This window comes from Corallococcus sp. AB030 (assembly GCF_003668965.1).
In the GTDB taxonomy this organism is placed as follows: Bacteria; Myxococcota; Myxococcia; order Myxococcales; family Myxococcaceae; genus Corallococcus; species Corallococcus exiguus.
Window position 1 is genome coordinate 1 of record NZ_RAWQ01000198.1, and the last position, 19,947, is coordinate 19,947.

The following is a 19,947-nucleotide window of genomic DNA, read 5'->3' on the forward strand; positions in this document are numbered from 1 at the left end:
GGTCGCGGTTCGGGGGCGGCATCAGGGTGGCGGTGCTGGCGTGCGCGCTGGGGACAGCGGGCAGCGCCGCGGCACGCACGCCCGGCAAGTTGTGGCTGGAGGCGCAGAACCGCGCCGTCTCCCGGCAGCACTCCAACATCAGTGAAGTGGCCCGCAAGGCGATGCCGGCCGTGGTGTCCATCACCACGCGCCAGGACCTCGCGGAGGTGGCTCCGGGCGAGGAGCCCCAGCGCGGCATCGGCTCCGGGTTCATCATCCATCCGGACGGCTACATCCTCACCAGCGCGCACGTGGTGGACGGGGCCTCGGAGGTCACCATCTCCATCCGCAGCGCCAACGGCTACGTGGAGGAGTTCCCCGCCACGGTGGTGGGCGAGGACGAGCGCACGGACTGCGCGCTCCTCAAGGTGGACGCGCCCCGGAAGCTGCCGGTGCTGAAGCTCGCGTCCGCGTCCCACGTGGGCATCGCGGACTGGGTGGTCGTCATCGGCAACCCGTTCGGCCTGGCGCACTCCGTGACGGTGGGCGTGGTGAGCTACGTGGGCCGCACGGACGTGACCCCCAACGGCCGCGACGGCGACTTCGACTACCTGCAGATGGACGCCTCCATCAACCCGGGCAACTCCGGCGGGCCGGTGCTCGACTTGCACGGCGACGTGGTGGCGGTGGCCAACGCCGTCAACGTGTCCGGCCAGGGCATCGGGTTCGCCATCCCCATCGACATCGCGAAGACGGTGATTCCGCAGCTCAAGGCCCACGGGCGCATGCGCCGCGGGTGGATGGGCATCAGCGTGCAGGACTTCTCCCCGGAGGTGGCGCAGGCGTTCAACCTGAACCCGCGAGGCCGGGGCGTGGTGGTGACGGACGTGGTGGAGGACGGCCCCGCCGCCCGCGCGGGCCTGCGCACCGGGGACGTCATCCTGAACATGGACCGGCTGTCCGTGGCGCGGGCGCACACGCTGCGCTGGCAGGTGGCCGCGCGCGGCGTGGGCCAGCACATCCGGCTGCAGCTGCGCCGGCTGGGCCGCCCCGTGACACTGAAGGTGAAGCTGGAGGACCTGCCCCTGGTGGAGTCGGCGCCGTCCACGCTGGCCTCGGGTGGCACGCCAGGCGAGCGCGCAGCCGGCGCCCGCTCCGTGCTGGAGGAGTTGCTCTCCCCGGTGCCGCGCACCCAATCCGGACGGTCCGGAGGCATTCCCAAGGCCGAGGACGGCCTGGCCGCCCCCTGACGGATGGGGCCTCCAGGGCCCTGGCGGGTCTCCAGGCTCCTTGCGTTCCGCGAAACCCGGCGATACACCGTCCGCCTTCACATCGTGGCGGATCCACCCCCGGGTGGCGTCACGGGTCTTCCAAGCATCGATTCGCAGGAGAGTCCGTACCATGGCCGAGGCCACCCAGACGACGAAGCCCACCCATTGGCCGCGCACCGCCAAGGGCAACGGCAAGAAGGCGTGCACCGTGGAGGGCTGCAAGCGCCCCTACCGCGCCAAGAGCTACTGCTTCTTCCACTTCAAGAAGTGGCGCCAGGGCGAGCTGCCCCACACGCGCTACCGCGTGTGCTCCAAGCCGGAGTGCCGCGCCAAGGTCGGCCCCAAGGCCGGTCTGTGCGAGAAGCACTTCGCCGAGACCTACAAGAAGGAAGCGGCGGCTTAAGTCGCCCCGGCTGTTCGCGTGGCGCCGGCCCCCCGCCTCACTCGCGGGGAGTCCCCGGCGCCACCGCGCGGCCCAGATGCTTGAAGGCGTTGAGCCACAGCTCCGCCTCTCGCTGGGTCAACCGCGCACGCATCAACGTCCGCTCCAGTTCGTGCAGCACGTGCTGCGGCGCCTCCGGGTTGAGGAAGTCCGCCGCCAGCATCGCCGCGCGCATGCGCCCGCTCAGCGCGTTGAGCGTCCCCAGCCGCGCGCCGGCCTCCTCCTCCTGAGGCAGCACGGGCGCTGACGTGAGCCCCTGCCGGTGGCAGAGGTACAGCAGCACCGCGGAGGACTGCGCCAGGTTCATGGACGGCTGCACGTCCGACGTGGGGATGACGAGCAGGTCCTGGCAGTGGGTGAGGTCCTCGTCGGACAGCCCGCGCTGCTCCCCGCCGAACAGGAGCGCCACCCGCCCCCGCGTGCTCTCCTCCGCCAGCCGCCGCGCCGCGTCCTCCGGCGTCAGGGGGGCGCGCTTCACCACCTGGGTGCGCGACGTGGTGCCCACCACGTACACACAGTCCTCCAGGGCCTCCGCCAGGGTGGGTGCGACGCGCATCCCCGAAAGGATGTGGCCGCTCTTCACGGCCATCCGCTCCGCCAGGCTGAAGTCCTGGACCACGGGCTCCGAGAGGATGAGACGTTCGAAACCGAAGTTCGCCATGACCCGGCAGACAGCACCGAGGTTGTCGGGTGAACGGGTCTGATGAAGGACGACAGTCAGCTCCGCACCTGGTCGCATGCACCGGAGTTTAGCTGGTGGTGCGTCGGCGTGATCGGTATATTCCCGTTGATGCGTCGCTGGGTCCCTGGCCTGCTCCTGTCGCTGTCCCTGCTCACCACCGCGTGTGATGGCACGGGTGCGCCCGTGCGCTCCTCGCTCACGGCGCGGCAGGCGCTGAGCAGCTCGCCAGAGGTGGTGGAGTTCGAGTCCCCGTCCGTCCGCCTGGAGCTCTTCCGGGACATCGCCCGCCAGTCGGAGCAGCAGGCCGGGCAGTCCGCGCAGGGCGTGGCGCTCTTCCCCATCATCCAGGGCAACGAGTTCGTCGCGGCGCCGGGCTTCGAGCCCCGCGCGGACCTGCTCCAGCCGCCGGACGCGGGCAGCGGCCTCCAGTTCGTCTTCGACGCGCGGACGGGCGACCGTTGGCCGGAGGACCGGCGGGAGAGCCTGCAGGGCCTGTCGGAGCGCGAGGCCGCGGAGCTGGTGGCGCGCACGCTGCTGGCACTCTGGGGCATCCAGCCGGAGGGCGCGGTGCGGGTGGACCGGGCCGCGGGCGCGCCGTACGCGGTCGCCTACGTGGACGGCATCCTGCGCATCAACCCGGCGTTCCTCTACCTGGCAACGGCCTACGGTCCTGCTTCCATGACGGCGGGCCTCCAGTAGAGTCGCGCGCCTCATGAGCTGGCCCCGCTCCCGCCCCTTCCCGGCGGTCAGTGGCCGGGGCCGCGAGGCGCCTCCGACGTGAACACCTCCGCCCTCCACGCGCAACTCACCCACACGCTTCGCCAGACGGACCTGCCGTCGCTCGGCACGCCCTACAAGGGCAAGGTTCGCGACACGTACCGCAAGGGCGACACGCTCATCCTCGTGACGAGCGACCGCCTCTCCGCGTTCGACCACGTGCTCACCACCATCCCCTTCAAGGGCGAGGTGCTCAACCGCCTGGCGGCCTTCTGGTTCGACCGCACGAAGCACATCGTCCCCAACCACGTGCTGGACGTGCCCGACGCGAACGTCACCGTGGCGCGAGCCTGCCAGCCCTACTCCGTGGAGGTGGTGGTGCGCGGCTACCTCACGGGCAGCCTGTGGCGTGACTACGAGAAGGGCACGCACACCGCCTACGGGGTGCCCTTCGCGGAAGGCCTCCGCAAGGACAGCGCGTTCGAAGCGCCCATCCTCACGCCGTCCACCAAGGCCGAGTACGGCAAGCACGACGAGCCCATCTCCGAGGCGGAGATTCTTGCGCGCGGGCTGGCCACGCCGCGCGACTGGGCCCGCATCACGGAGGCCGCCCGGGGTCTGTTCCAGGAGGGCCAGAAGTGGGCGCGCACGCGCGGCCTCATCCTGGTGGATACGAAGTACGAGTTCGGGAAGGTGGGCGACGAGCTCTACGTCATCGACGAGATGCACACCCCGGACTCCAGCCGCTACTGGGTGGCGGACGAGTACGAAGCGCGCTTCGCCAAGGGCGAGGACCAGAAGATGTTGGACAAGGAGAACATCCGCCAGTGGCTCATCCGCGAGCGGAACTTCTCCGGCCACGGCGCGCTGCCCGCCATCCCGGATGACGTGCGCGTGGACCTGGCCACCAAGTACGTGGCCGCCTACGAGCGCATCACCGGCACGTCCCTGGTGCTGACGCCCGGGGACGTGCATGCGCGCATCGAAGAGCACCTGCGGGCGAAGGGCTACCTGTAAGCCCCTCGCCCGAGGCCGCGCGGCGCTTCAGCTGGCGCGGCCGAAGACGCGCTGGAACACCGCGTCCATCTGGCGCGTGTGGTAGCCCGGGGAGAAGCAGTCGGAGACCTCCTCGGGCGTCATCATCTTGAGCAGGTCCGCGTCGTTCAGCAGGGCCTGCCGGAAGTCCACGCCCTCCTCGAACATCCTCATCGCGTTGCGCTGGACGACGACGTACGCGGCCTGCCGGTCCATGCCCTTGCGCGCGAGCTCCAGCAGCAGGCGCTGCGAGTTCACCACGCCGCCCAGCAGGTCCAGGTTCTTCTTCATCTGCTCCGGGTAGACGCGCATGTTCTCCACCAGGCCCGCGAAGCGGTGGAGCATGAAGTCCAGCAGGACGGTGGCGTCCGGACCAATCACGCGCTCCACCGACGAGTGCGAGATGTCCCGCTCATGCCACAGCGCCACGTCCTCCATGGCGCTCACCGCGTAGCCGCGAAGCAAGCGCGCCAGGCCCGTGAGGTTCTCCGACAGGATGGGGTTGCGCTTGTGCGGCATGGCGCTGCTCCCCTTCTGTCCCGGCGTGAAGGGCTCCTCCGCCTCGCGCACCTCCGTGCGCTGGAGGTGGCGGATTTCGACGGCGAACTTCTCCAGGCTCGCGCCGACGAGGGCGATGGCGGTGAAGAACTCCGCGTGCCGGTCGCGCTGCACCACCTGGCTGGAGGCGGGCGCGGGCGTGAGGCCCAGCTTCTGGCAGACGTGCTCCTCCACGGACGGCGGCAGGTGCGCGAACGTGCCCACCGCGCCGGAAATCTTGCCCACGGCGATGGTGTCTCGCGCGTGCTGAAGGCGCGTGCGGCCCCGCCGCAGCTCGTCGTACCAGATGGCCAGCTTGTGCCCGAAGGTGATGGGCTCCGCGTGGATGCCGTGGCTGCGGCCCATCTGCAGCGTGTGCTTGTGCTCGAAGGCGCGCTTCTCCACCGCGGCCATCACGCGGTCCATGCCCTTCAGGAGCAGGTCCACGGAGTCGCGCAGGGTGAGGCCCAGCGACGTGTCCAGCACGTCCGACGACGTCATGCCCAGGTGCAGCCAGCGGGCGCTGGGGCCCACGCGCTCCTCCACGAAGGTGAGGAAGGCGATGACGTCGTGCTTGGTGGTGCGCTCAATCTCCTCGATGCGCGCGGCGTCCGCTTCGGTGAAGTCACCGGCGCGGGCGAGGCAGTCCGCCAGCGCATCCTTGGGAGCGAGGCCTTGCGCGACCATGCCCTCCAGCGCGGCGAGCTCCACGTCGCGCCAGCGGCGGTAGCGGGCGACGTCGGACCAGAGGGAGGCCATTTCGGGACGGCTGTAGCGTGGAATCACTCGTAGACCTTCACGGCAAAGTCCCGGCGCGCCGCGAACCGGAGCACTTCCAGCGCGACGTCACAGGACGGACCTGACTTCTTCGCGGCGGTGACGTTGAACGAGAGGTCCAGGCCTTCGGGCCGCGCCACCGCCAGCGCGCCGGGGTCGACCTTCTCGAGGATGATGCGATTCGCCAGCCTCCCCGCCTGCTGACCGAGCGCCAGCGGGGCCGGCGAGAGGGCCAGCGTCGCGCCCTCCTTCACCTGGCTGGCCGTGAGCGCCACCAGCGGCACCTTGCGAGAGGCACTGAAGGCGATGAGCGCCTGGACGACGGAAGCGTTGCCCACGGTCTTGTCCGCAACCATCAGGAGGCCGTCGACCTTCCCCGCCGCGCCCTCCAGCACCTCGCCCACGCGCTCCTGCGCCTCCACGGCCAGCGGGACGATGGTGAGCCCCAGGCCAGCGCCAGCGGAGCGGGCCTGCGCCACCGCGCCCGCCGAGGAGCGCGGGTCATGCAGGATGCCCACGCGCTTCGCGCCGGGAGCCACGGCCTTGAGCGCGGCCAGCTCCGGCCCGAAGTCACTGGTGAGCGCGATGCCGGTGACGTTGGAAGCCTCCAGGCCGTACTTCTCGTGGTACGGCACCATGGCGAAGAGCACGGGCACGTCCTCGCCCAGCGAGCGGCGCGCGGCGTTGGCGGCCAGCGGCCCCAGGGCGAGCACCAGCGCGGGCTTCTGCGCGGCCAGCGACTTGAAGACGCGCGCGGCCTCCGTGGGGCTTTCCTCCAGGGTCAGCTCGGTGACGTCCGCGCGGGCCTCGGACGTGAAGCCGGCGAGGAAGGAGGCGTACGGCGCCAGGATTGAGGACTTCACGGCCACCACGCGAGGCCGGACAGGACTGCGCGATGACGCCTGCGCGAGGGCGACGACGGGCAGGAGGAGCGTGAGGAGCGCGAGCCTCCGGAGCGTCGTCATCACGGCGCGTCTTGGCAGCAGCGGAAGCCCACGTTCGCGGCCTTCAACGTCGGAGCACTCCGGCGGCGCGCGGAGCAGCGGGCAGTGTCGCCGGCCGTGTCGAAGGCGCCGCCCTTGATGAGCAGCTCCTCGGCGTTGGGGTTGGAGTTGGGGGACTTGGAGGCGGTCCACTCGGCGACGTTGCCGGAGAGGTCCGCCACGCCGTAGCCGGAGTGGCAGGCATGTTGGGCTCCGGACTGCGCCAGGGTGTGCGTCGCGGTCGCATCCGTCGTGCCGGTGTTGCAGGCCGTCTGGACCTGCTCTTCGCCGGTGGAGAAGCGCGCGTTGCCAGGGCCCTTGCAGGCCTTCTCCCACTCCTCCTCCGAGCACAGCCGCTTGCCGAGTCCTTCGCAGGCGGCCTTCGCGTCGAGCCACGTCGCGGAGACGCGGGGCTTGCGGCCGGCCTGGTTGGGAAACTCGAATTCGTCGACGCAGAACGAGTTCACCGTGACGCTGGCCATGGGCATTTCGTCGGAGGAGCCGGACGCCTGCAGGTCCTCCGGGGACGAGCCCATCTTGAAGCTGCCGCCGCTCACCAGGCGCATGCCAGCCGGACAGGAGCCCGTGGCCAGGATGCCGTCCCCCGCGGCGGCGGTCCCGGGCGTAGCGGGCGTGGGGCTGTTCTTCGCGGCCTGGGCCTGGCGCAGGCGCAGGTAGAGGTAGCCACCGCCCGCGCCCAGCGCGATGCCGGCAACCGCGAGGATGATCATCCACACCATCGAACTGGGGCCGGAGCGGACCGGCTTCGCCTGCGTGGCCCGCGTCGTGGGAAGCGTGTGCAGGCCGGAGGTGGAAGGCGGCAGCCGGCGCGCCGAGGAGCGGACACCCGACACTTCCGGCGGGGGTTCGCCCTTGCGCGAGCGGCCGCCCGTGGAGTTCTCGCCGTGAACGCCAGAAGCGCGGACCGCGCCCTGGGCCGCCGAGGCTCGCGGGGCGCGGGGACCCGAGGGGTCCGAGCCGCGCGAGTTCACCGACGACACCGCGCCCGAGGCTCGAGGGTTGCGGCCACCGCGGCTGGAGGAACGGGACTCCGAGGGTTCGTCGTCGTCGGAGTTACGGCCGGACCGTGACTCCGTGGCGGATGCATCCGCGTTGCGATTGCTGGACCGGCTGTCGGAGGACGCCTCACCGCCGCGACCGGAGCGTCCGCCGCCCGACGAGGACTCACCGCGACCGGAGCGCTCGTCACTCAGGGCGGCTTCACCGCGACCATTGGAGCGCGCGTCGCCAGCGGCGGCCTCGCCACGGCCGTTGGAGCGGCCCTCGCCCGATGCAGCTTCACCGCGACCGTTGGACCCGAGGTTGCCCGAGGAGGACTCGCCGCGACCGGAGCGCCCGTCACTGGACGATTCGCCGCGACCCGAGCGTCCATCGCCGGACGAGGCTTCACCGCGACCGGAGCGCCCGTCGCCGGACGCTTCACCCCGACCGTTGGAGCGAAGGTCGCCCGACGAGGCTTCACCGCGACCGGAGCGCCCCTCGCCCACGGCGGCTTCACCCCGACCATTGGAGCGCCCGTCGCTGGAAGAGGACTCACCGCCTCCACGGGCAGCGGACCGCGCCTCGGACGCGCCCTCCGCGGAGCGGGCGCCGCGAGGATCCGCCGGGAACGACGGCTCCTCCGCCTTCGCGAAGATGCGCATCACCGGCTCGGCGGCCTTGGCCGGAGCCGCGCGCGGTTCATCCGCCGGGCGCGAAGCCGCACGGACCTCCTGCTGCGTCGCCCCGTCGGGGGCCTGCCCCAGGAGCCGAGGGTCCTGCGCCGCCGCCTCCGCACCCTTGCGGCCCGCCGGCGCCACCGCGCGCATCTCCTGCTGCGTCGCCGCGTCGGACACGGAGCGCGCTTCCGGCCCCGTGATGTAGTCCAGCGCCTGCGCGTTCGAGCCCAGGATGGCCGCCAGCGTCGCCGCGTCCAGCGGCTGCGTCGCATCCGGCGGAGGCGAGTCGTCCACCGCCGGGATGGGCGCGGCCGGCGTGGGCGCGCTCGCCACCGGCATCATGCCCGTGGGCACCGGCGGCAGCGGCTTGTTCGCCGCGCGCGCGGCCACCGCGGACGGCGGCAGTGCGCCCGACGCGGGCATCGCGCGCTGCCTCGACGCCGCGGCCGGGTGCCGATGCACCAGCGCCGCGAACTCCGCGTGCAGATCACCGCCCGACTTCGGACGGGCCAGCGGGTTCACGTTGAGCGCGCGCCGGTAGAGGGACTCGAACGCGGGCGGCAGGTCCGGATGCCGCACCGACACCTCGGGAACTCCGCCGTCCTCCGGCAGGAGGCCCGTCACCATCTCCCCCATCAACACGCCCAACGAGTACACGTCCATGCGCGTGTCCAGCTCCGCGCCATTCACGTACTCGGGGGCGATGTACGCCGCCGCCCGGTGCCCCTTCTGCGCCTGCACGAAGGGCAGGTGCGGCACCGCGAGCCCCAGCCCGTAGTCCGATACCTTCAACAGGTCCGGCAGGACGAAGACGTTCTCCGGCTTCACGTCCGAGTGCGGCCCGAAGCGGTGCGCCCCGTCCAGCGCCGCCGCCATCTGCGCCAGCAGCGGCTCCACTTCCTTCAGCGTGAACAGCTGCCCCTTCGCCGCGCGCTGCTCCATCATCCGGCGCAGCGAGAGCCCTTCCAGCAGCTGCATGGTGAAGAAGGGCCGGTCCCCGTCCACGCCCTCCTCGTACACGCGCACCAGGTTGGGGTGGTTGAGCTTCTTGCCCACCCGCATGGACAGCGCGAACTGCGTGCGCTCCTCCGGCTGCTGCACCAGCCGGGGCTGGATGACCTTCAGCGCCACCTCCACGTCAATGGCCTGGTCCTGCGCGCGGAAGACGAAGCCCAGAGGCCCCGCCCCTACGACTTCCTGGATGGCGTAACGGTCAGCGACGACGTCGCCCGGCTTGTACGGCGCGCCTTCCGTGCCTCGCTTGCGCGCCGCCCCCGCTGCCTGACGCGCGGCCGCGTCGAACTTCTGGCCACACGTGGCGCAGGTTTCACTCGTATCAGGGACATGGCTGCCGCAGCGGTAGCAGAGCAAAGCAGTGAAACTCCGGAACGGGGCCGCGGGGGGGCGACCCCCCCGGTGGACGACCGGGGGGCTCCATTCTGCCCGCTCCGAGGCCGTTGAGGAACGACGTTGCGCGCCGGGCCCTAGCGGCCGGTGGACCCGAAACCTCCGTCCCCCCGGGAAGTCACCTCCAGCACCTCCACCTCCCGCAGGACTGTGGCCGTCACGGGGGCCACCACCAGCTGGGCCACCCGGTCGCCCCGACGCAGGGTGAAGGGAGTGTTGGACAGGTTCACGAGCAGCACCTGCACCTCCCCCCGGTAGTCCGCGTCCACCGTCCCGGGGGAGTTGAGGCACGTCACCCCGTGCCGGAGCGCCAGCCCCGAGCGGGGTCGCACCTGGCCCTCGAAGCCCGGAGGCAGCGCGAAGGCCAGCCCGGTGGGGACGGCCATCCGCTCCAAGGGCTGGAGCACCCGCTCGCCATCGATGTCCGCCCGAAGGTCCAGCCCGGCGGCCAGCTCCGTCTCATGGCGCGGCAGGGGCAGCGGGTCCGGATGCGAGCGCACCCGGCGCACGGGGACGGTCAGCGAGGGGTCCATGCCCTCCGCCGTAACACGCACCCCGGCCCCCCTCTACTTCCTGGCGGCGACGTCACGGGTCGTGTGGCCGGCCTGTCACAGCTCGGTCGCGCCGTCCGCCATGCGCAGCGCGGTGCGGAACCCGAACGGGTCCACCGGCCGAGCGGCCAGCTCCAGCTGGTAATGCAGGTGTGGCCCGGTGGACCGGCCGGTACTGCCCGACAGCGCGATGGCCTGCCCCTTCTCCACCCGCGTGCCCGCCTTCACCAGCAGCTCCGAGTTGTGACAGTACGCCGTCGTCACACCCCGCCCGTGGTCCAGCACCAGCACGCGGCCGTTGACGGAGTCCTCGCTCGCGCGGCGCACCACGCCCGCGGCCACCGCCGTCACCGTCGTGCCCGAGCGCACCGCCAGGTCCACTCCCGTGTGCATCCGGCGCGTGCGCAGCGTGGGGTGGACGCGGTAGCCGAAGGGGCTCGTCACCGGGGCGCTCTCCGGCACCGGCCACCCGAGCATCAGAGCAGTGGACAGAGCCAGCGCCTGAGCGGCGCCCACGGAGGAGCCCTCGAAGCCGGGGGGCAGCTGCTTCGCCAGGCGCTCCAGGCTGAGTGCCCCACCCTCCGCGTTCACCCGCTCCAGCGCGAAGCGCGCGGGCACCCGCCCGGCGAACACCGCCGTCACCCGCGCCTCCTCCGACGGGAAGTCCGTGGCGAGCGCGTCCAGCATCCGCCGCGTCGCCGCCGGTCCCTTCGCTGGATCCACCAGCGTCTCCGGAGCGATGCCCAGCTCACGAGCCAGCGCGAGCGAGGGCTCGCGGGCCTTCGGCTCCAGGGCCTTCAGCGCCGCGTGCGTCCCCCACGCCAGCGCCTCCGCGCTCGTGGGCACGCGGGTGAGCAGCGCGGCGGGCAGCGCGTCCGGCACGGGCACGGCCGTCCCGCTCACGCCGTCGTAGTACGCGAGCAGCGGCCGGGCCGTGGTGCGCGTGTTGAAGGCCCAGGCGCCAGCGCGACGCAAGAGCGCGCCCGCGGGCGTGTGGTGGTACGCGCACCAGACGCAGAGCAGCGCGAAGGTGAAGTCCAAGAGTCCCCGGGCGCGTCGAGCGAACATGCGTCAGGGCCTCAGCGAAGGAAGGACAGCACCGGTGCCGCGTCCCAAGCCGCCGCCAATCCCAGGGGCGCCACCATGAGGCAGCCCAAGAGCCCGCGAGTCCACGCCCGCCGCGAGCCCACCGCCTCACACGCCGCGTCCGCGTGCTGGAGGTTGCGCAGCACCGCACGCCAGCCCAGCGACACGCTCACCCCGAGCAGCGCCGCCACCGCCAGCCCCCGGGCCGCCCAGTCCGCGGCGACGTCGCCGAACAGCGGCCGCCACGACAGGTACACCGTGCCCTGGACGAGCCGGGCCACCGTGCATGCGCCCGCGAGCACCACGCCCGCGGTGGCCAGCGGCCGCACCCACCGCATCGGAGTGGGCCGCCGCAGACAGCGCCGCAGCAGCGCCTTCCACGACGAGGCCTCCGAAGCGGACGCCGTCACCGGACGCCAGGGCTCCACGGGCCGGGCCGCCTCGGTCTCGCGATAGCCGAGCGCCGGTAGCGCCAGGAGCAGGTCCGCCGCCAGCTCCCAGGCCAAAGCCAGGCCCCGAGCCAGCCGGGTGCGCGTCTCCAGCGACACCCAATCCACCATGGAAGCGAGCGCGGGGAACTGGCCCACCCACGCATCGAACGCGGAGTCCAACCGGTCCACAGCCGTGAGCAACCGGTCATCCAGCGTGTCCGCCGCCGCGTGCACGCCCACCGCGACCAGCGCGAGCAGGCCCAGCGGCATGAACGCCCAGCGGAACGCCCCCAGGAACCGGGACACGTCCGTGAGGAAGCTGCTCGAAGGCTCCGAGGAGCTGGATGGGTGGACCGGCATGCAGCGCCTCCAGGGCGGTCCCCCATCAACGCGGGAGGCCCTCCCGGGGTTTTAAGCCTCCACCCCTCCAGGACGAAAACACCGCCGGCTCCCGCCTCGGGCGCGCCAAACCTGTCCGACAGTCGGACAGGTTCGAGCGGTGCGCCGCCGCCGGGCGGAGAGCCCCCAGGCCCGCAATGACAACGCCCCGCCCCTTCGCGCCCGGAGGCGGGAGGAGACGGGGCGTTTCCGGTCGCGGCCTTCCTCACGGAGGGCCGCTACACGGGGGCCGGATTCAGGCCTTCGCGTCCGGCGTCGGGGCGGCCGGGGCGGCGGCGGCCGGGGGCGTGCCCTGCGCGGCGGTGCGCTCGGCCATGGCCTCCTTGCGCGACAGGCGGATCTTGCCCGTCTTGTCGATGCTGACGACCTTCACCAGCACCTCGTCGCCCTCGGTCAGCACGTCCGACACGCTCTTCACGCGCTTGTCGGACAGCTCGGAGATGTGGATGAGGCCGTCGGTGCCCGGGAACAGCTCCACGAAGGCGCCGAACTCGGCGATCTTCCGGACGGTGCCCGTGTAGATCTTCCCGATCTCCGCCTCGCGGGTGAGCGCCTGGATCATCGCGATGGCCGCCTTCACCGCCTCGCCGTTCGCGCTGGCGATGTCCACGCGGCCGGTGTCCTCGATGTTAATCGCGGCACCCGTGCGGGCGATGATGTCCTTGATCACCTTGCCGCCCGGCCCGATGACGTTCTTGATGAACTCCGGACGGATCTGGATGGTCGTGATGCGCGGCGCGAACTGGCTGATCTCCTTGCGCGGCGCGTCCAGCGTCTTCGCCATCTCCGCAAGGATGTGCACGCGGCCCTGACGCGCCTGCTCCAGCGCGCGGCTCATGATCTCCGTGGTGAGGCCGGTGATCTTGATGTCCATCTGGATGGACGTGATGCCCTTGGACGTGCCGCAGACCTTGAAGTCCATGTCGCCCAGGTGGTCCTCGTCACCCAGGATGTCGGACAGGATGGCGATCTTCTCGCCCTCCTTCACCAGGCCCATGGCGATGCCCGCCACCGGCGCCTTGATGGGGACGCCCGCGTCCATCAGCGCCAGCGTGCCACCGCACACAGAGGCCATGGACGAGGAGCCGTTGGACTCGAGGATCTCCGACACCAGACGCACGGTGTACGGGAACGAGTCGCTGGCCGGAATCATGTTGCGCAGCGCGCGCTCCGCCAGGGCGCCGTGACCGACCTCGCGACGGCCGGGGCCGCGCAGGGGCTTGGTCTCGTTCACGCTGAACGGCGGGAAGTTGTAGTGCAGCATGAAGCGCTTGAAGGCCTGGCCGCTGAGCAGCTCCAGCCGCTGCTCGTCCTCGCTGGTGCCCAGCGTGGCGACCACGAGCGCCTGCGTCTCGCCGCGGGTGAAGACCGCGCTGCCGTGCGTGCGGGGCAGCACGCCCACCTCGTTGGTGATGGAGCGCACCACGTTGTGCGGACGGTCACCGATGCGGCCACCATTCACGGTGAGCTCACGCATGTGGTCGTACTTCAGGTCCTCGATGACCTGCTTGGCGTGCTTCTCCACCTGCGGGGTGAACTCCGCGCCCAGCTTCTCCTTGAGCGCCGCGACCGCCGCCTTCTTCGTCTTGGAGAGCGCCTCGTAGCGCGCGCCCTTCTCCTTGATGGCGTAGCCGGCCTTCACGCCCTCCAGCGCCAGCTCGCGGACCTGGTTGCGCAGGCCCTCGTCGATGGTGGCGGGCTTGTCGTAGGAGCGGACCTGCTTCTTCAGCTCCGTGCGCAGCTGGTCCTGGATGTCCAGCGCGGGCTGGGCGTTCTGACGGCCGAACTCCAGCGCCGCCACCATGTCCGCCTCGCTGACCTCTTCCGCGCCACCCTCCACCATCACGATGGCCTCGCGGCTCACCGCCATGACGAGGTCCAGGTCGCTCTGCTCGCGCTGCTTGGCGGTGGGGTTGGCCACGAACTGACCGCCCACGCGGCCCACGCGGATGCCCGCGATGGGGCCGTTGAACGGGATGTCCGACACCCACAGCGCCGCGGAGGCACCGGTGATGCCGTGGATGTCACCCTCGTTCTCCGGGTCCGCGGAGATGACGGACGAGATGACCTGCGTCTCGTAGGCGTAGCCTTCCGGGAACAGCGGACGGAGGGAGCGGTCCACCACGCGGGAGGCCAGCGTCTCCTTCTCCGTGAGGCGGCCCTCGCGCTTGAAGTAGCTGCCCGGGATGCGGCCCGCCGAGTACAGCTTCTCCTGGTACTCCACCGTGAGGGGCAGGAAGTCGATGTCCTTCTTCTCCCGCGCGCTCACCGCGGTGACGAGCAGCATGGTGTCGCCGTAGCGGACCACCACGGAACCGTCGGCCTGCTTGGCCAGGCGGCCCGTCTCGATGCTCAGCTCGTTCTCACCAATCTTGACGCTCTTCTTCAACATGTCGTGTGGCCTCTGTGCCTGCTTCGCGTGCGAGGACCCTTGCCAGCCGCGGCCCGCCCACGTGCGTGGGGCAGGAGCCGCCCGGAAGGGGCCCTCTGGGATTGAGCGGTCGCCAGGGCCTGAAGCAGGCACATGCCAGACGAACGCTGCCTGTACTGCGGAAACGGGCTCCGTTGCGGAGCGCCGGAGGGATGGACCAGACCTCTTGATCCCTGATCACACCCGCCCACCCGTGACTTCCGGGTCGGCCGGTCTGAACGGAAACCAAAAGAGCCCGCCTCCACCTCTCCCTCGCCCACTCCTTCGCCGTGAAACGTGCTGCCCAAATGCATGGGGCGCTGGTGATGTGCCAGCGCCCCGGGTGCTGCTCGAGGACTACTTGCGGATGCCGAGGCCCTCGATGAGCTTCTTGTAGCGCGCCACGTCCTTGGACTTGAGGTAGTCCAGCATGCGGCGGCGCTGACCGACCAGCTTCAGCAGACCGCGGCGGGAGTGGTGGTCCTTCTTGTGGGTCTTGAAGTGCTCGGTGAGCATGTTGATGCGCTCGGACAGCAGCGCCACCTGCACCTCGGGCGAGCCGGTGTCGGACTCGTGGGTGCGGTACTTCGTGACCAGCTCGCTCTTGCGTTCCTGATGCAACGACATGGGCTTCTTCCTGAATCCCGCTCCGGGGTGACCGCTCGTGCCGCCTGGGTCCGCGGAGGGGTACAGACCCGGCCTCATGGTCCTTCTAACGAGCGGGCCGCTTATAAGCTTCACCCCCTGGGGGGTCAACCTTCGCCGACTGTCCGTCCGCCCTTGGGGGGCCGGGACAGTGCGAAGACGTACAACCGGCAACCGCCCGGAATTCCGCCTCCGCCCGGGGAGAGCTCCCGGGCCGAGGCCTCGTCCAGGGCCACGTGCAGATAGGCGCCCCCCGCCTCGCCACCATCACCCGCCAACAACTGACGGGTACGGGGATACAAGCGCAGGAGCGCCTCCACCACGTCGCCGATGCCCGCCGTCGCGGGTACGCCCAGGGACAGCTCGCGCCGCCCGTCGAAGGCGCCGCGAAGGCCCGGGGCCACGCTCACGGTGATGTCATGGGTGCGGGTGGCCACTCAGTTGAAAACCCGCTGGTAACGCAGCCGTCCGCCCACCACTTCCGCCATGGCGAGCAGCGCGTCATCCGGGCCCAGCACCCGCACCCGGCCGGGCACGGGGGCGACCTCCACGGGGACGCCGTGCAACACCCGCCGGGCCTCGTCCGCGGTCACCCGGACCGCCGGCAGGTCCGTCAGCGCGTCCGCCAGCGACACCAGCCGACCGGCCACCGCTTCGCGAGACAGGGACGCCAGGTCCCCCAGGGGCAGCGCGCGCGCCAGCGTGAAGGGGCCGCTCATGGTGCGCCGGAGCGCCTCCAGGTGCGCCCCGCAGCCCAGCGCGCGGCCCAGGTCGTACGCCAGCGTGCGCACATAGAACCCCTTGGTGCACCGCACGGACAGGGTCAGCCGGTCCGCGGAGAAGTCGCGCAGCACCAGCTCATGCACGGTGACGCTGCGGCTGGCCCGCTCCACCTCTTCCCCGGCGCGTGCCAGTTCGTAGAGCCGCTTCCCGGCCACCTTCACCGCCGAGTACATGGGCGGCACCTGGTCGAACGTGCCCCGGAACCGGGCGAGCGCCGCCTCCAGCAGCGGTGCCGTCAGCGGGGGCACCGGGGCCTCCGCCGTGGGCTTGCCCTGGGCGTCCTGGGTGTCCGTCTCCACGCCCAGCCGCACCACGGCGTCGTAGGCCTTGTCGCCCTCCGTGATGATGCCGGCGACCTTGGTGGCCTCTCCCAGGCACACCGGCAGCACACCGGTGGCCATGGGGTCCAGCGTGCCCGTGTGGCCCGCCTTCTTCACCTTCAGCAGGCCGCGCACCTGCCGGACCACGTCGAAGGACGTGGGGCCCAGGGGCTTGTCGATGACGAGAACGCCGTCCATGAAGCGGGGCCTACCAGCCTTCCTTGCCGCGCACCTCGCGCAGGAGCCGGTCGATCTTATCGCCCTCGCCCACGGACGCGTCGAAGGCGAAGAAGATTTCCGGCGACACGCGCAGGTTGACCGCGGACGTCACCTCGCGGCGCACGAAGCCCTTGGCCGCTTCCAGGCCTTTCTGCGTGTCCGCCTTCTCCTGGTCCGTGCCCAGCATCGAATAGAAGACCTTCGCCACCCGCAGGTCCGGCGACACCTTCACGCCGGTGATGGTGATGAAGCCGATGCGCGGGTCGCGCAATTCCCCGCGCGTCAGCAGGGCGCCGATGGCCGCCTGGATTTCCTGCCCCACGCGCTCGGGTCGTGAATGCGTCGTCATTTCTTCTCCCAATCTCGCGGGTTGCGCAGCGCCCGGGCCTTGGCCCGCGCGTCGTCCAGATTCAGCGTTCCACCCTCACCCGTGGGTCGTGAAGTCCCGGGCCCGGGGCCCGCGCCCTCGTGCCGCTGCTCCCACGAACCCAGCCCCTCCGCCTCCGCCAGCGAGCGGTCACTGCGCAGGAAGCGGGCAATCGCCGCCTCCGAGTGCGAGTTCGCGTCCTCGGGAGACAGGTGGGCGTCCTCGTCCTCCAGCTCCGGCACCTTCGCCGGAGCACGGAAGGCGCCAGCCACCGGCCCCTTGTCCGAGTAGAGCGTGTCCCCGAAGGCGACGATCTCCGTCTCCCGGGCCATCAGCGGCGCGACGTACATCTCTTCGATGAAGTGGATGATCTTCTCCAGTTGCTCATCCACGTGCCCGCGCGCGTTGCCCACCACGGCCAGGGCCACCGACGCCTTCTGCCAGAGGTCCTGGTCGTCCACCTCCGCGACGGCCACGTTGAAGCGGGCCTTCACCCGGTCCGTCACCCGGCGGAGCACCTGCCGCTTGGACTTCAGCGAGGCGCTCTCCGGAATCTGGAGGGTGAGGCGTGCGACTCCGACGAACATAGAGGTCCCCCAGGCCAACGGCCGCCGGGCGCGTCATCCACGCCCAGGCGCCGTCGCATCGTCCATCCCCCGGGAAAGGTGGGGCCTTTCCCCGGGGTCCGTCGAGTGCGCCTCTCCAGGACTACGAGAGGCTCTGCCGGGTCTCCTCGATCTCGTAGGCCTCGATGATGTCGCCGGCCTTGAGGTCGTTGAAGTTCTCGATGCCGATACCGCACTCGAAGCCCTGCGCGACTTCCTTCACGTCGTCCTTGAAGCGGCGCAGCGACGCCATCTTCCCGGAGAAGAGCTGCTTGTTCTCGCGCATGAGGCGCACGAACGAGCCGCGCTTCATCACGCCGTCCAGGACGGCCGCGCCGGCGATGGTTCCCAGCTTCGGCACGTTGAAGGTGTTGCGCACCTCCGCACGGCCCAGCTTGCGCTCGGTGCGGATGGGCTCCAGGAGGCCCTCCATCTCCAAGCGAACCCCGTCGATGAGCTCGTAGATGATGGAGTAGCTCTGCAGCGTCACCTGCTGCGCCTTGGCCGCGGCCTCCGAGCCCGACTCCGGCTTCACGTTGAAGCCCAGCACGACGCCCTTGGAAGCGGCGGCGCGCATGACGTCGGTCTCCGTGATGGCGCCCACGCCCGCGTCGATGATGACCACCCGCACCTTGTGCGTGGTGAGCTTGTCCACCGCCTGGCGCACGGCCTCCGCCGAGCCCTGCACGTCCGCCTTGATGATGACGCGCAGCTCCTTGGGACCGCCGCCCGCCTTCGTCTTGGCGAAGAGCTGCTCCAGGGACTCGCGGCTGACCTTGCCGAGCTCCGTCTGCCGCTCCTTCATGCCGCGGTGGTCGGCGATCTGCTTGGCCGCCTTCTCGTCGGAGACGACGTTGATGGCGTCACCCGCGGTGGGCACGCCGGACAGGCCGACGACCTCCGCGCAGTAGCCCGGCTTCACTTCCTTCACCGCCTCGCCGCGGCTGTTGTTCATGGCGCGGACGCGGCCGTAGTGCGTGCCGGTGACGATGGCGTCGCCCAGCTTGAGCGTGCCCTCCTGCACCAGCACCGTGGCCACGGGACCGCGGCCACGCTCCAGCTTCGCTTCCACGACGGCGCCCACGGACGGACGGGAGGGATTCGCCGTCAGCTCGAGGACTTCCGCCTGCAGCGCCAGGTTCTCCAGGAGGAGATCCAGGTTCATCTTCGTCTTCGCGGAGACGGGCACCATGATGGTGTCGCCGCCCCACTCTTCCGGCACCAGTTCCTGGCTCGCGAGGTCCTTCTTCACGCGGTCGGGATTGGCGCCCGGGACGTCCATCTTGTTGATGGCGACGACGATGGGCACTTCCGCCTGCTTGGCGTGCTTGATGGCCTCGATGGTCTGGGGCATCACGCCGTCGTCCGCGGCCACCACCAGCACCACGATGTCCGTCACGTTGGCGCCACGGGCGCGCATGGACGTGAAGGCCTCGTGGCCCGGGGTGTCCAGGAACGTGACGTCTCCGCGCGCGGTGGACACGCTGTACGCGCCGATGTGCTGGGTGATGCCGCCCGCCTCGCCCGAGGCCACGCTGGCCTGGCGGATGGCGTCCAGCAGGCTCGTCTTGCCGTGGTCGACGTGGCCCATGATGGTGACCACCGGCGGACGGGGACGCTCGTCCTCGGCCTTGGCCGCGACCTCCGGCAGGTAGTCCTCCACCTCGAAGCCGACGCGCTCGACCTTCCAGTGGTATTCGGTGGCGATGAGCTCCGCGGTGTCGGCGTCCAGAATCTGGTTCGCCGTGGCCATCTTCTGCATGCCCATCAGCTTCTTGATGAGCTCCGCGGTGCGGATACCCATGCGCTGACCCAGGTCGGAGACGCTGATGCCCTCCTGGAGCTTGATGACCTTCTTCTCCTCGGCCATCTGGGTGATCTGCGTCTTGGCGCCCTTCTTCGTGGGCTTGCGCTTCTTGCCGCGGACGGGGATCTGGATGCGGCCCCAGACCATGTCCGACAGCTCCTGCTTGGACACGCTGGTCGTCTCAGGACCCGTGCGCTTGCGCTGGCCACGCTCCTTGTTCTTGGAGACGTCCACCAGCTCGCGGCCGCGACCCAGGTGATCCGGGACGACCTTGTACTCGCGCTTCTCCGTGCCCAGCGCCGTGCGGCCCGGGGCCATGGGGTACTGCTTGGCCTGGGTCGTGGTGGGCGTGACGCGGCGGACCTGGATGAGCGGGCGCGAAATCACCACGGCCTGGGTGGCCGTGGGGCGCGCCTGGGCACCCGGCGTGGGCGCGACCTGGGCGTGCGGGACGCCGCCGACCATGATGGTCGGGCCGGTCGGCTGCACCGGGGCTCCCGTGCCGGCCGTGGGCGGCGAGGACGGACGCACCGGCCCCATCTGGCCCGGACGCGCCTGCATGGGCGCTCCCGGACGGTTCATGGGCGGCCCACCCGGGCGGCCCTGCATGGGCGCGCCAGGACGGCTGCCAGGACCACCCGGACGGCTGCCAGGACCACCCGGACCACCCGGACGGCTGCCCGGCGGCCCACCAGGACGCCCGCCCGTGGAACCCGGACGCTGCACGTAACCGGGACCTCGGGAGATGACCGTCGCGGACGTCGACGTGGAAGAAGGCGTCCGTGCGGTGGGCGGGGCCGGCGAGCGCGTAGGGG

At 71.0% G+C, this 19,947-nt stretch carries 18 protein-coding genes; 4 read left to right on the forward strand and 14 right to left on the reverse strand.

Translation table 11 applies throughout. The features are described from left to right. Positions 1 to 26: 26 nt before the first annotated feature. Entirely contained in the window at positions 27 to 1,229 is a 1,203-nt protein-coding gene (locus tag D7Y15_RS34315; protein WP_121755227.1) for a S1C family serine protease, read from the forward strand. A 151-nt stretch (positions 1,230 to 1,380) separates the two neighbouring features. Further along, entirely contained in the window at positions 1,381 to 1,653 is a 273-nt protein-coding gene (locus tag D7Y15_RS34320) for a vegetative protein (RefSeq protein ID WP_120575743.1), read from the forward strand. 37 nt (positions 1,654 to 1,690) lie between these two features. On the opposite strand, the gene D7Y15_RS34325 is transcribed toward D7Y15_RS34320, so the two are convergent. Then, positions 1,691 to 2,431: an RNA methyltransferase gene (locus D7Y15_RS34325; RefSeq protein ID WP_120575742.1), complete on the reverse strand. Its 741-nt coding sequence runs from the start codon at positions 2,429 to 2,431 to the stop codon at positions 1,691 to 1,693. 51 nt (positions 2,432 to 2,482) lie between these two features. Between D7Y15_RS34325 and D7Y15_RS34330 the strand changes: the two genes are divergently transcribed. Continuing rightward, complete coding sequence (locus D7Y15_RS34330; protein WP_120599042.1) at positions 2,483 to 3,073, forward strand: hypothetical protein; 591 nt, start codon at positions 2,483 to 2,485, stop codon at positions 3,071 to 3,073. Between the two features lie 78 nt (positions 3,074 to 3,151). Continuing rightward, positions 3,152 to 4,108, forward strand: a complete 957-nt coding sequence (locus D7Y15_RS34335; RefSeq protein WP_121755220.1) for a phosphoribosylaminoimidazolesuccinocarboxamide synthase — start codon at positions 3,152 to 3,154, stop codon at positions 4,106 to 4,108. A 27-nt stretch (positions 4,109 to 4,135) separates the two neighbouring features. On the opposite strand, the gene purB is transcribed toward D7Y15_RS34335, so the two are convergent. From purB to infB, 13 genes are all read right to left on the reverse strand, one after another. Continuing rightward, positions 4,136 to 5,449 carry an adenylosuccinate lyase gene (purB, locus tag D7Y15_RS34340; protein WP_121755221.1) on the reverse strand — a complete coding sequence of 438 codons (1,314 nt, stop codon included), beginning with the start codon at positions 5,447 to 5,449 and terminating at the stop codon, positions 4,136 to 4,138. Next, the gene (locus D7Y15_RS34345) at positions 5,446 to 6,405 is read right to left on the reverse strand and encodes an ABC transporter substrate-binding protein (RefSeq protein ID WP_121755222.1); all 960 of its coding nucleotides are present in this window, start codon (positions 6,403 to 6,405) and stop codon (positions 5,446 to 5,448) included. The genes purB and D7Y15_RS34345 overlap by 4 nt, the downstream gene beginning before the upstream one ends. Beyond that, entirely contained in the window at positions 6,405 to 9,473 is a 3,069-nt protein-coding gene (locus D7Y15_RS34350; protein ID WP_121755223.1) for an SUMF1/EgtB/PvdO family nonheme iron enzyme, read from the reverse strand. Before D7Y15_RS34350 ends, D7Y15_RS34345 begins: the two co-directional genes overlap by 1 nt. A gap of 113 nt (positions 9,474 to 9,586) precedes the next feature. Beyond that, on the reverse strand, positions 9,587 to 10,042 hold the full coding sequence (gene dut / locus D7Y15_RS34355) for a dUTP diphosphatase (RefSeq protein ID WP_121755224.1): 456 nt from the start codon (positions 10,040 to 10,042) through the stop codon (positions 9,587 to 9,589). A 75-nt stretch (positions 10,043 to 10,117) separates the two neighbouring features. Further along, entirely contained in the window at positions 10,118 to 11,128 is a 1,011-nt protein-coding gene (locus tag D7Y15_RS34360; RefSeq protein ID WP_121755225.1) for a M23 family metallopeptidase, read from the reverse strand. Positions 11,129 to 11,139: 11 nt separating this feature from the next. Then, positions 11,140 to 11,937, reverse strand: coding sequence for a hypothetical protein (locus tag D7Y15_RS34365; RefSeq protein ID WP_120575734.1), 798 nt, complete (start codon positions 11,935 to 11,937; stop codon positions 11,140 to 11,142). A gap of 274 nt (positions 11,938 to 12,211) precedes the next feature. Then, positions 12,212 to 14,368 carry a polyribonucleotide nucleotidyltransferase gene (gene pnp, locus D7Y15_RS34370; RefSeq protein ID WP_121755226.1) on the reverse strand — a complete coding sequence of 719 codons (2,157 nt, stop codon included), beginning with the start codon at positions 14,366 to 14,368 and terminating at the stop codon, positions 12,212 to 12,214. Positions 14,369 to 14,743: 375 nt separating this feature from the next. Beyond that, positions 14,744 to 15,013: a 30S ribosomal protein S15 gene (gene rpsO / locus D7Y15_RS34375; RefSeq protein WP_120575731.1), complete on the reverse strand. Its 270-nt coding sequence runs from the start codon at positions 15,011 to 15,013 to the stop codon at positions 14,744 to 14,746. Positions 15,014 to 15,138: 125 nt separating this feature from the next. Continuing rightward, positions 15,139 to 15,468, reverse strand: a complete 330-nt coding sequence (locus D7Y15_RS34380; protein WP_120575730.1) for a hypothetical protein — start codon at positions 15,466 to 15,468, stop codon at positions 15,139 to 15,141. Further along, positions 15,469 to 16,332, reverse strand: a complete 864-nt coding sequence (truB, locus tag D7Y15_RS34385) for a tRNA pseudouridine(55) synthase TruB (RefSeq protein ID WP_120575729.1) — start codon at positions 16,330 to 16,332, stop codon at positions 15,469 to 15,471. Positions 16,333 to 16,342: 10 nt separating this feature from the next. Beyond that, positions 16,343 to 16,702: a 30S ribosome-binding factor RbfA gene (gene rbfA / locus D7Y15_RS34390; protein WP_120558419.1), complete on the reverse strand. Its 360-nt coding sequence runs from the start codon at positions 16,700 to 16,702 to the stop codon at positions 16,343 to 16,345. After that, positions 16,699 to 17,307, reverse strand: coding sequence for a DUF503 domain-containing protein (locus tag D7Y15_RS34395; RefSeq protein WP_120575728.1), 609 nt, complete (start codon positions 17,305 to 17,307; stop codon positions 16,699 to 16,701). Before D7Y15_RS34395 ends, rbfA begins: the two co-directional genes overlap by 4 nt. A 121-nt stretch (positions 17,308 to 17,428) precedes the next feature. Continuing rightward, on the reverse strand, positions 17,429 to 19,947 hold a 2,519-nt coding region (infB, locus tag D7Y15_RS34400), incomplete at its 5' end, for a translation initiation factor IF-2 (protein WP_121755228.1).

What these genes read in the sequence shown, in the direction of transcription:
- D7Y15_RS34360 (WP_121755225.1), bottom strand. Translation starts at nt 11,128, where the DNA reads ATGTTCGCTCGACGCGCCCGGGGACTCTTGGACTTCACCTTCGCGCTG.
- D7Y15_RS34330 (WP_120599042.1), top strand. Translation starts at nt 2,483, where the DNA reads ATGCGTCGCTGGGTCCCTGGCCTGCTCCTGTCGCTGTCCCTGCTCACC.
- D7Y15_RS34365 (WP_120575734.1), bottom strand. Translation starts at nt 11,937, where the DNA reads ATGCCGGTCCACCCATCCAGCTCCTCGGAGCCTTCGAGCAGCTTCCTC.
- D7Y15_RS34320 (WP_120575743.1), top strand. Translation starts at nt 1,381, where the DNA reads ATGGCCGAGGCCACCCAGACGACGAAGCCCACCCATTGGCCGCGCACC.
- rpsO (WP_120575731.1), bottom strand. Translation starts at nt 15,013, where the DNA reads ATGTCGTTGCATCAGGAACGCAAGAGCGAGCTGGTCACGAAGTACCGC.
- dut (WP_121755224.1), bottom strand. Translation starts at nt 10,042, where the DNA reads ATGGACCCCTCGCTGACCGTCCCCGTGCGCCGGGTGCGCTCGCATCCG.
- D7Y15_RS34325 (WP_120575742.1), bottom strand. Translation starts at nt 2,431, where the DNA reads ATGCGACCAGGTGCGGAGCTGACTGTCGTCCTTCATCAGACCCGTTCA.
- pnp (WP_121755226.1), bottom strand. Translation starts at nt 14,368, where the DNA reads ATGTTGAAGAAGAGCGTCAAGATTGGTGAGAACGAGCTGAGCATCGAG.
- D7Y15_RS34395 (WP_120575728.1), bottom strand. Translation starts at nt 17,307, where the DNA reads ATGTTCGTCGGAGTCGCACGCCTCACCCTCCAGATTCCGGAGAGCGCC.
- D7Y15_RS34345 (WP_121755222.1), bottom strand. Translation starts at nt 6,405, where the DNA reads ATGACGACGCTCCGGAGGCTCGCGCTCCTCACGCTCCTCCTGCCCGTC.
- rbfA (WP_120558419.1), bottom strand. Translation starts at nt 16,702, where the DNA reads ATGACGACGCATTCACGACCCGAGCGCGTGGGGCAGGAAATCCAGGCG.
- truB (WP_120575729.1), bottom strand. Translation starts at nt 16,332, where the DNA reads ATGGACGGCGTTCTCGTCATCGACAAGCCCCTGGGCCCCACGTCCTTC.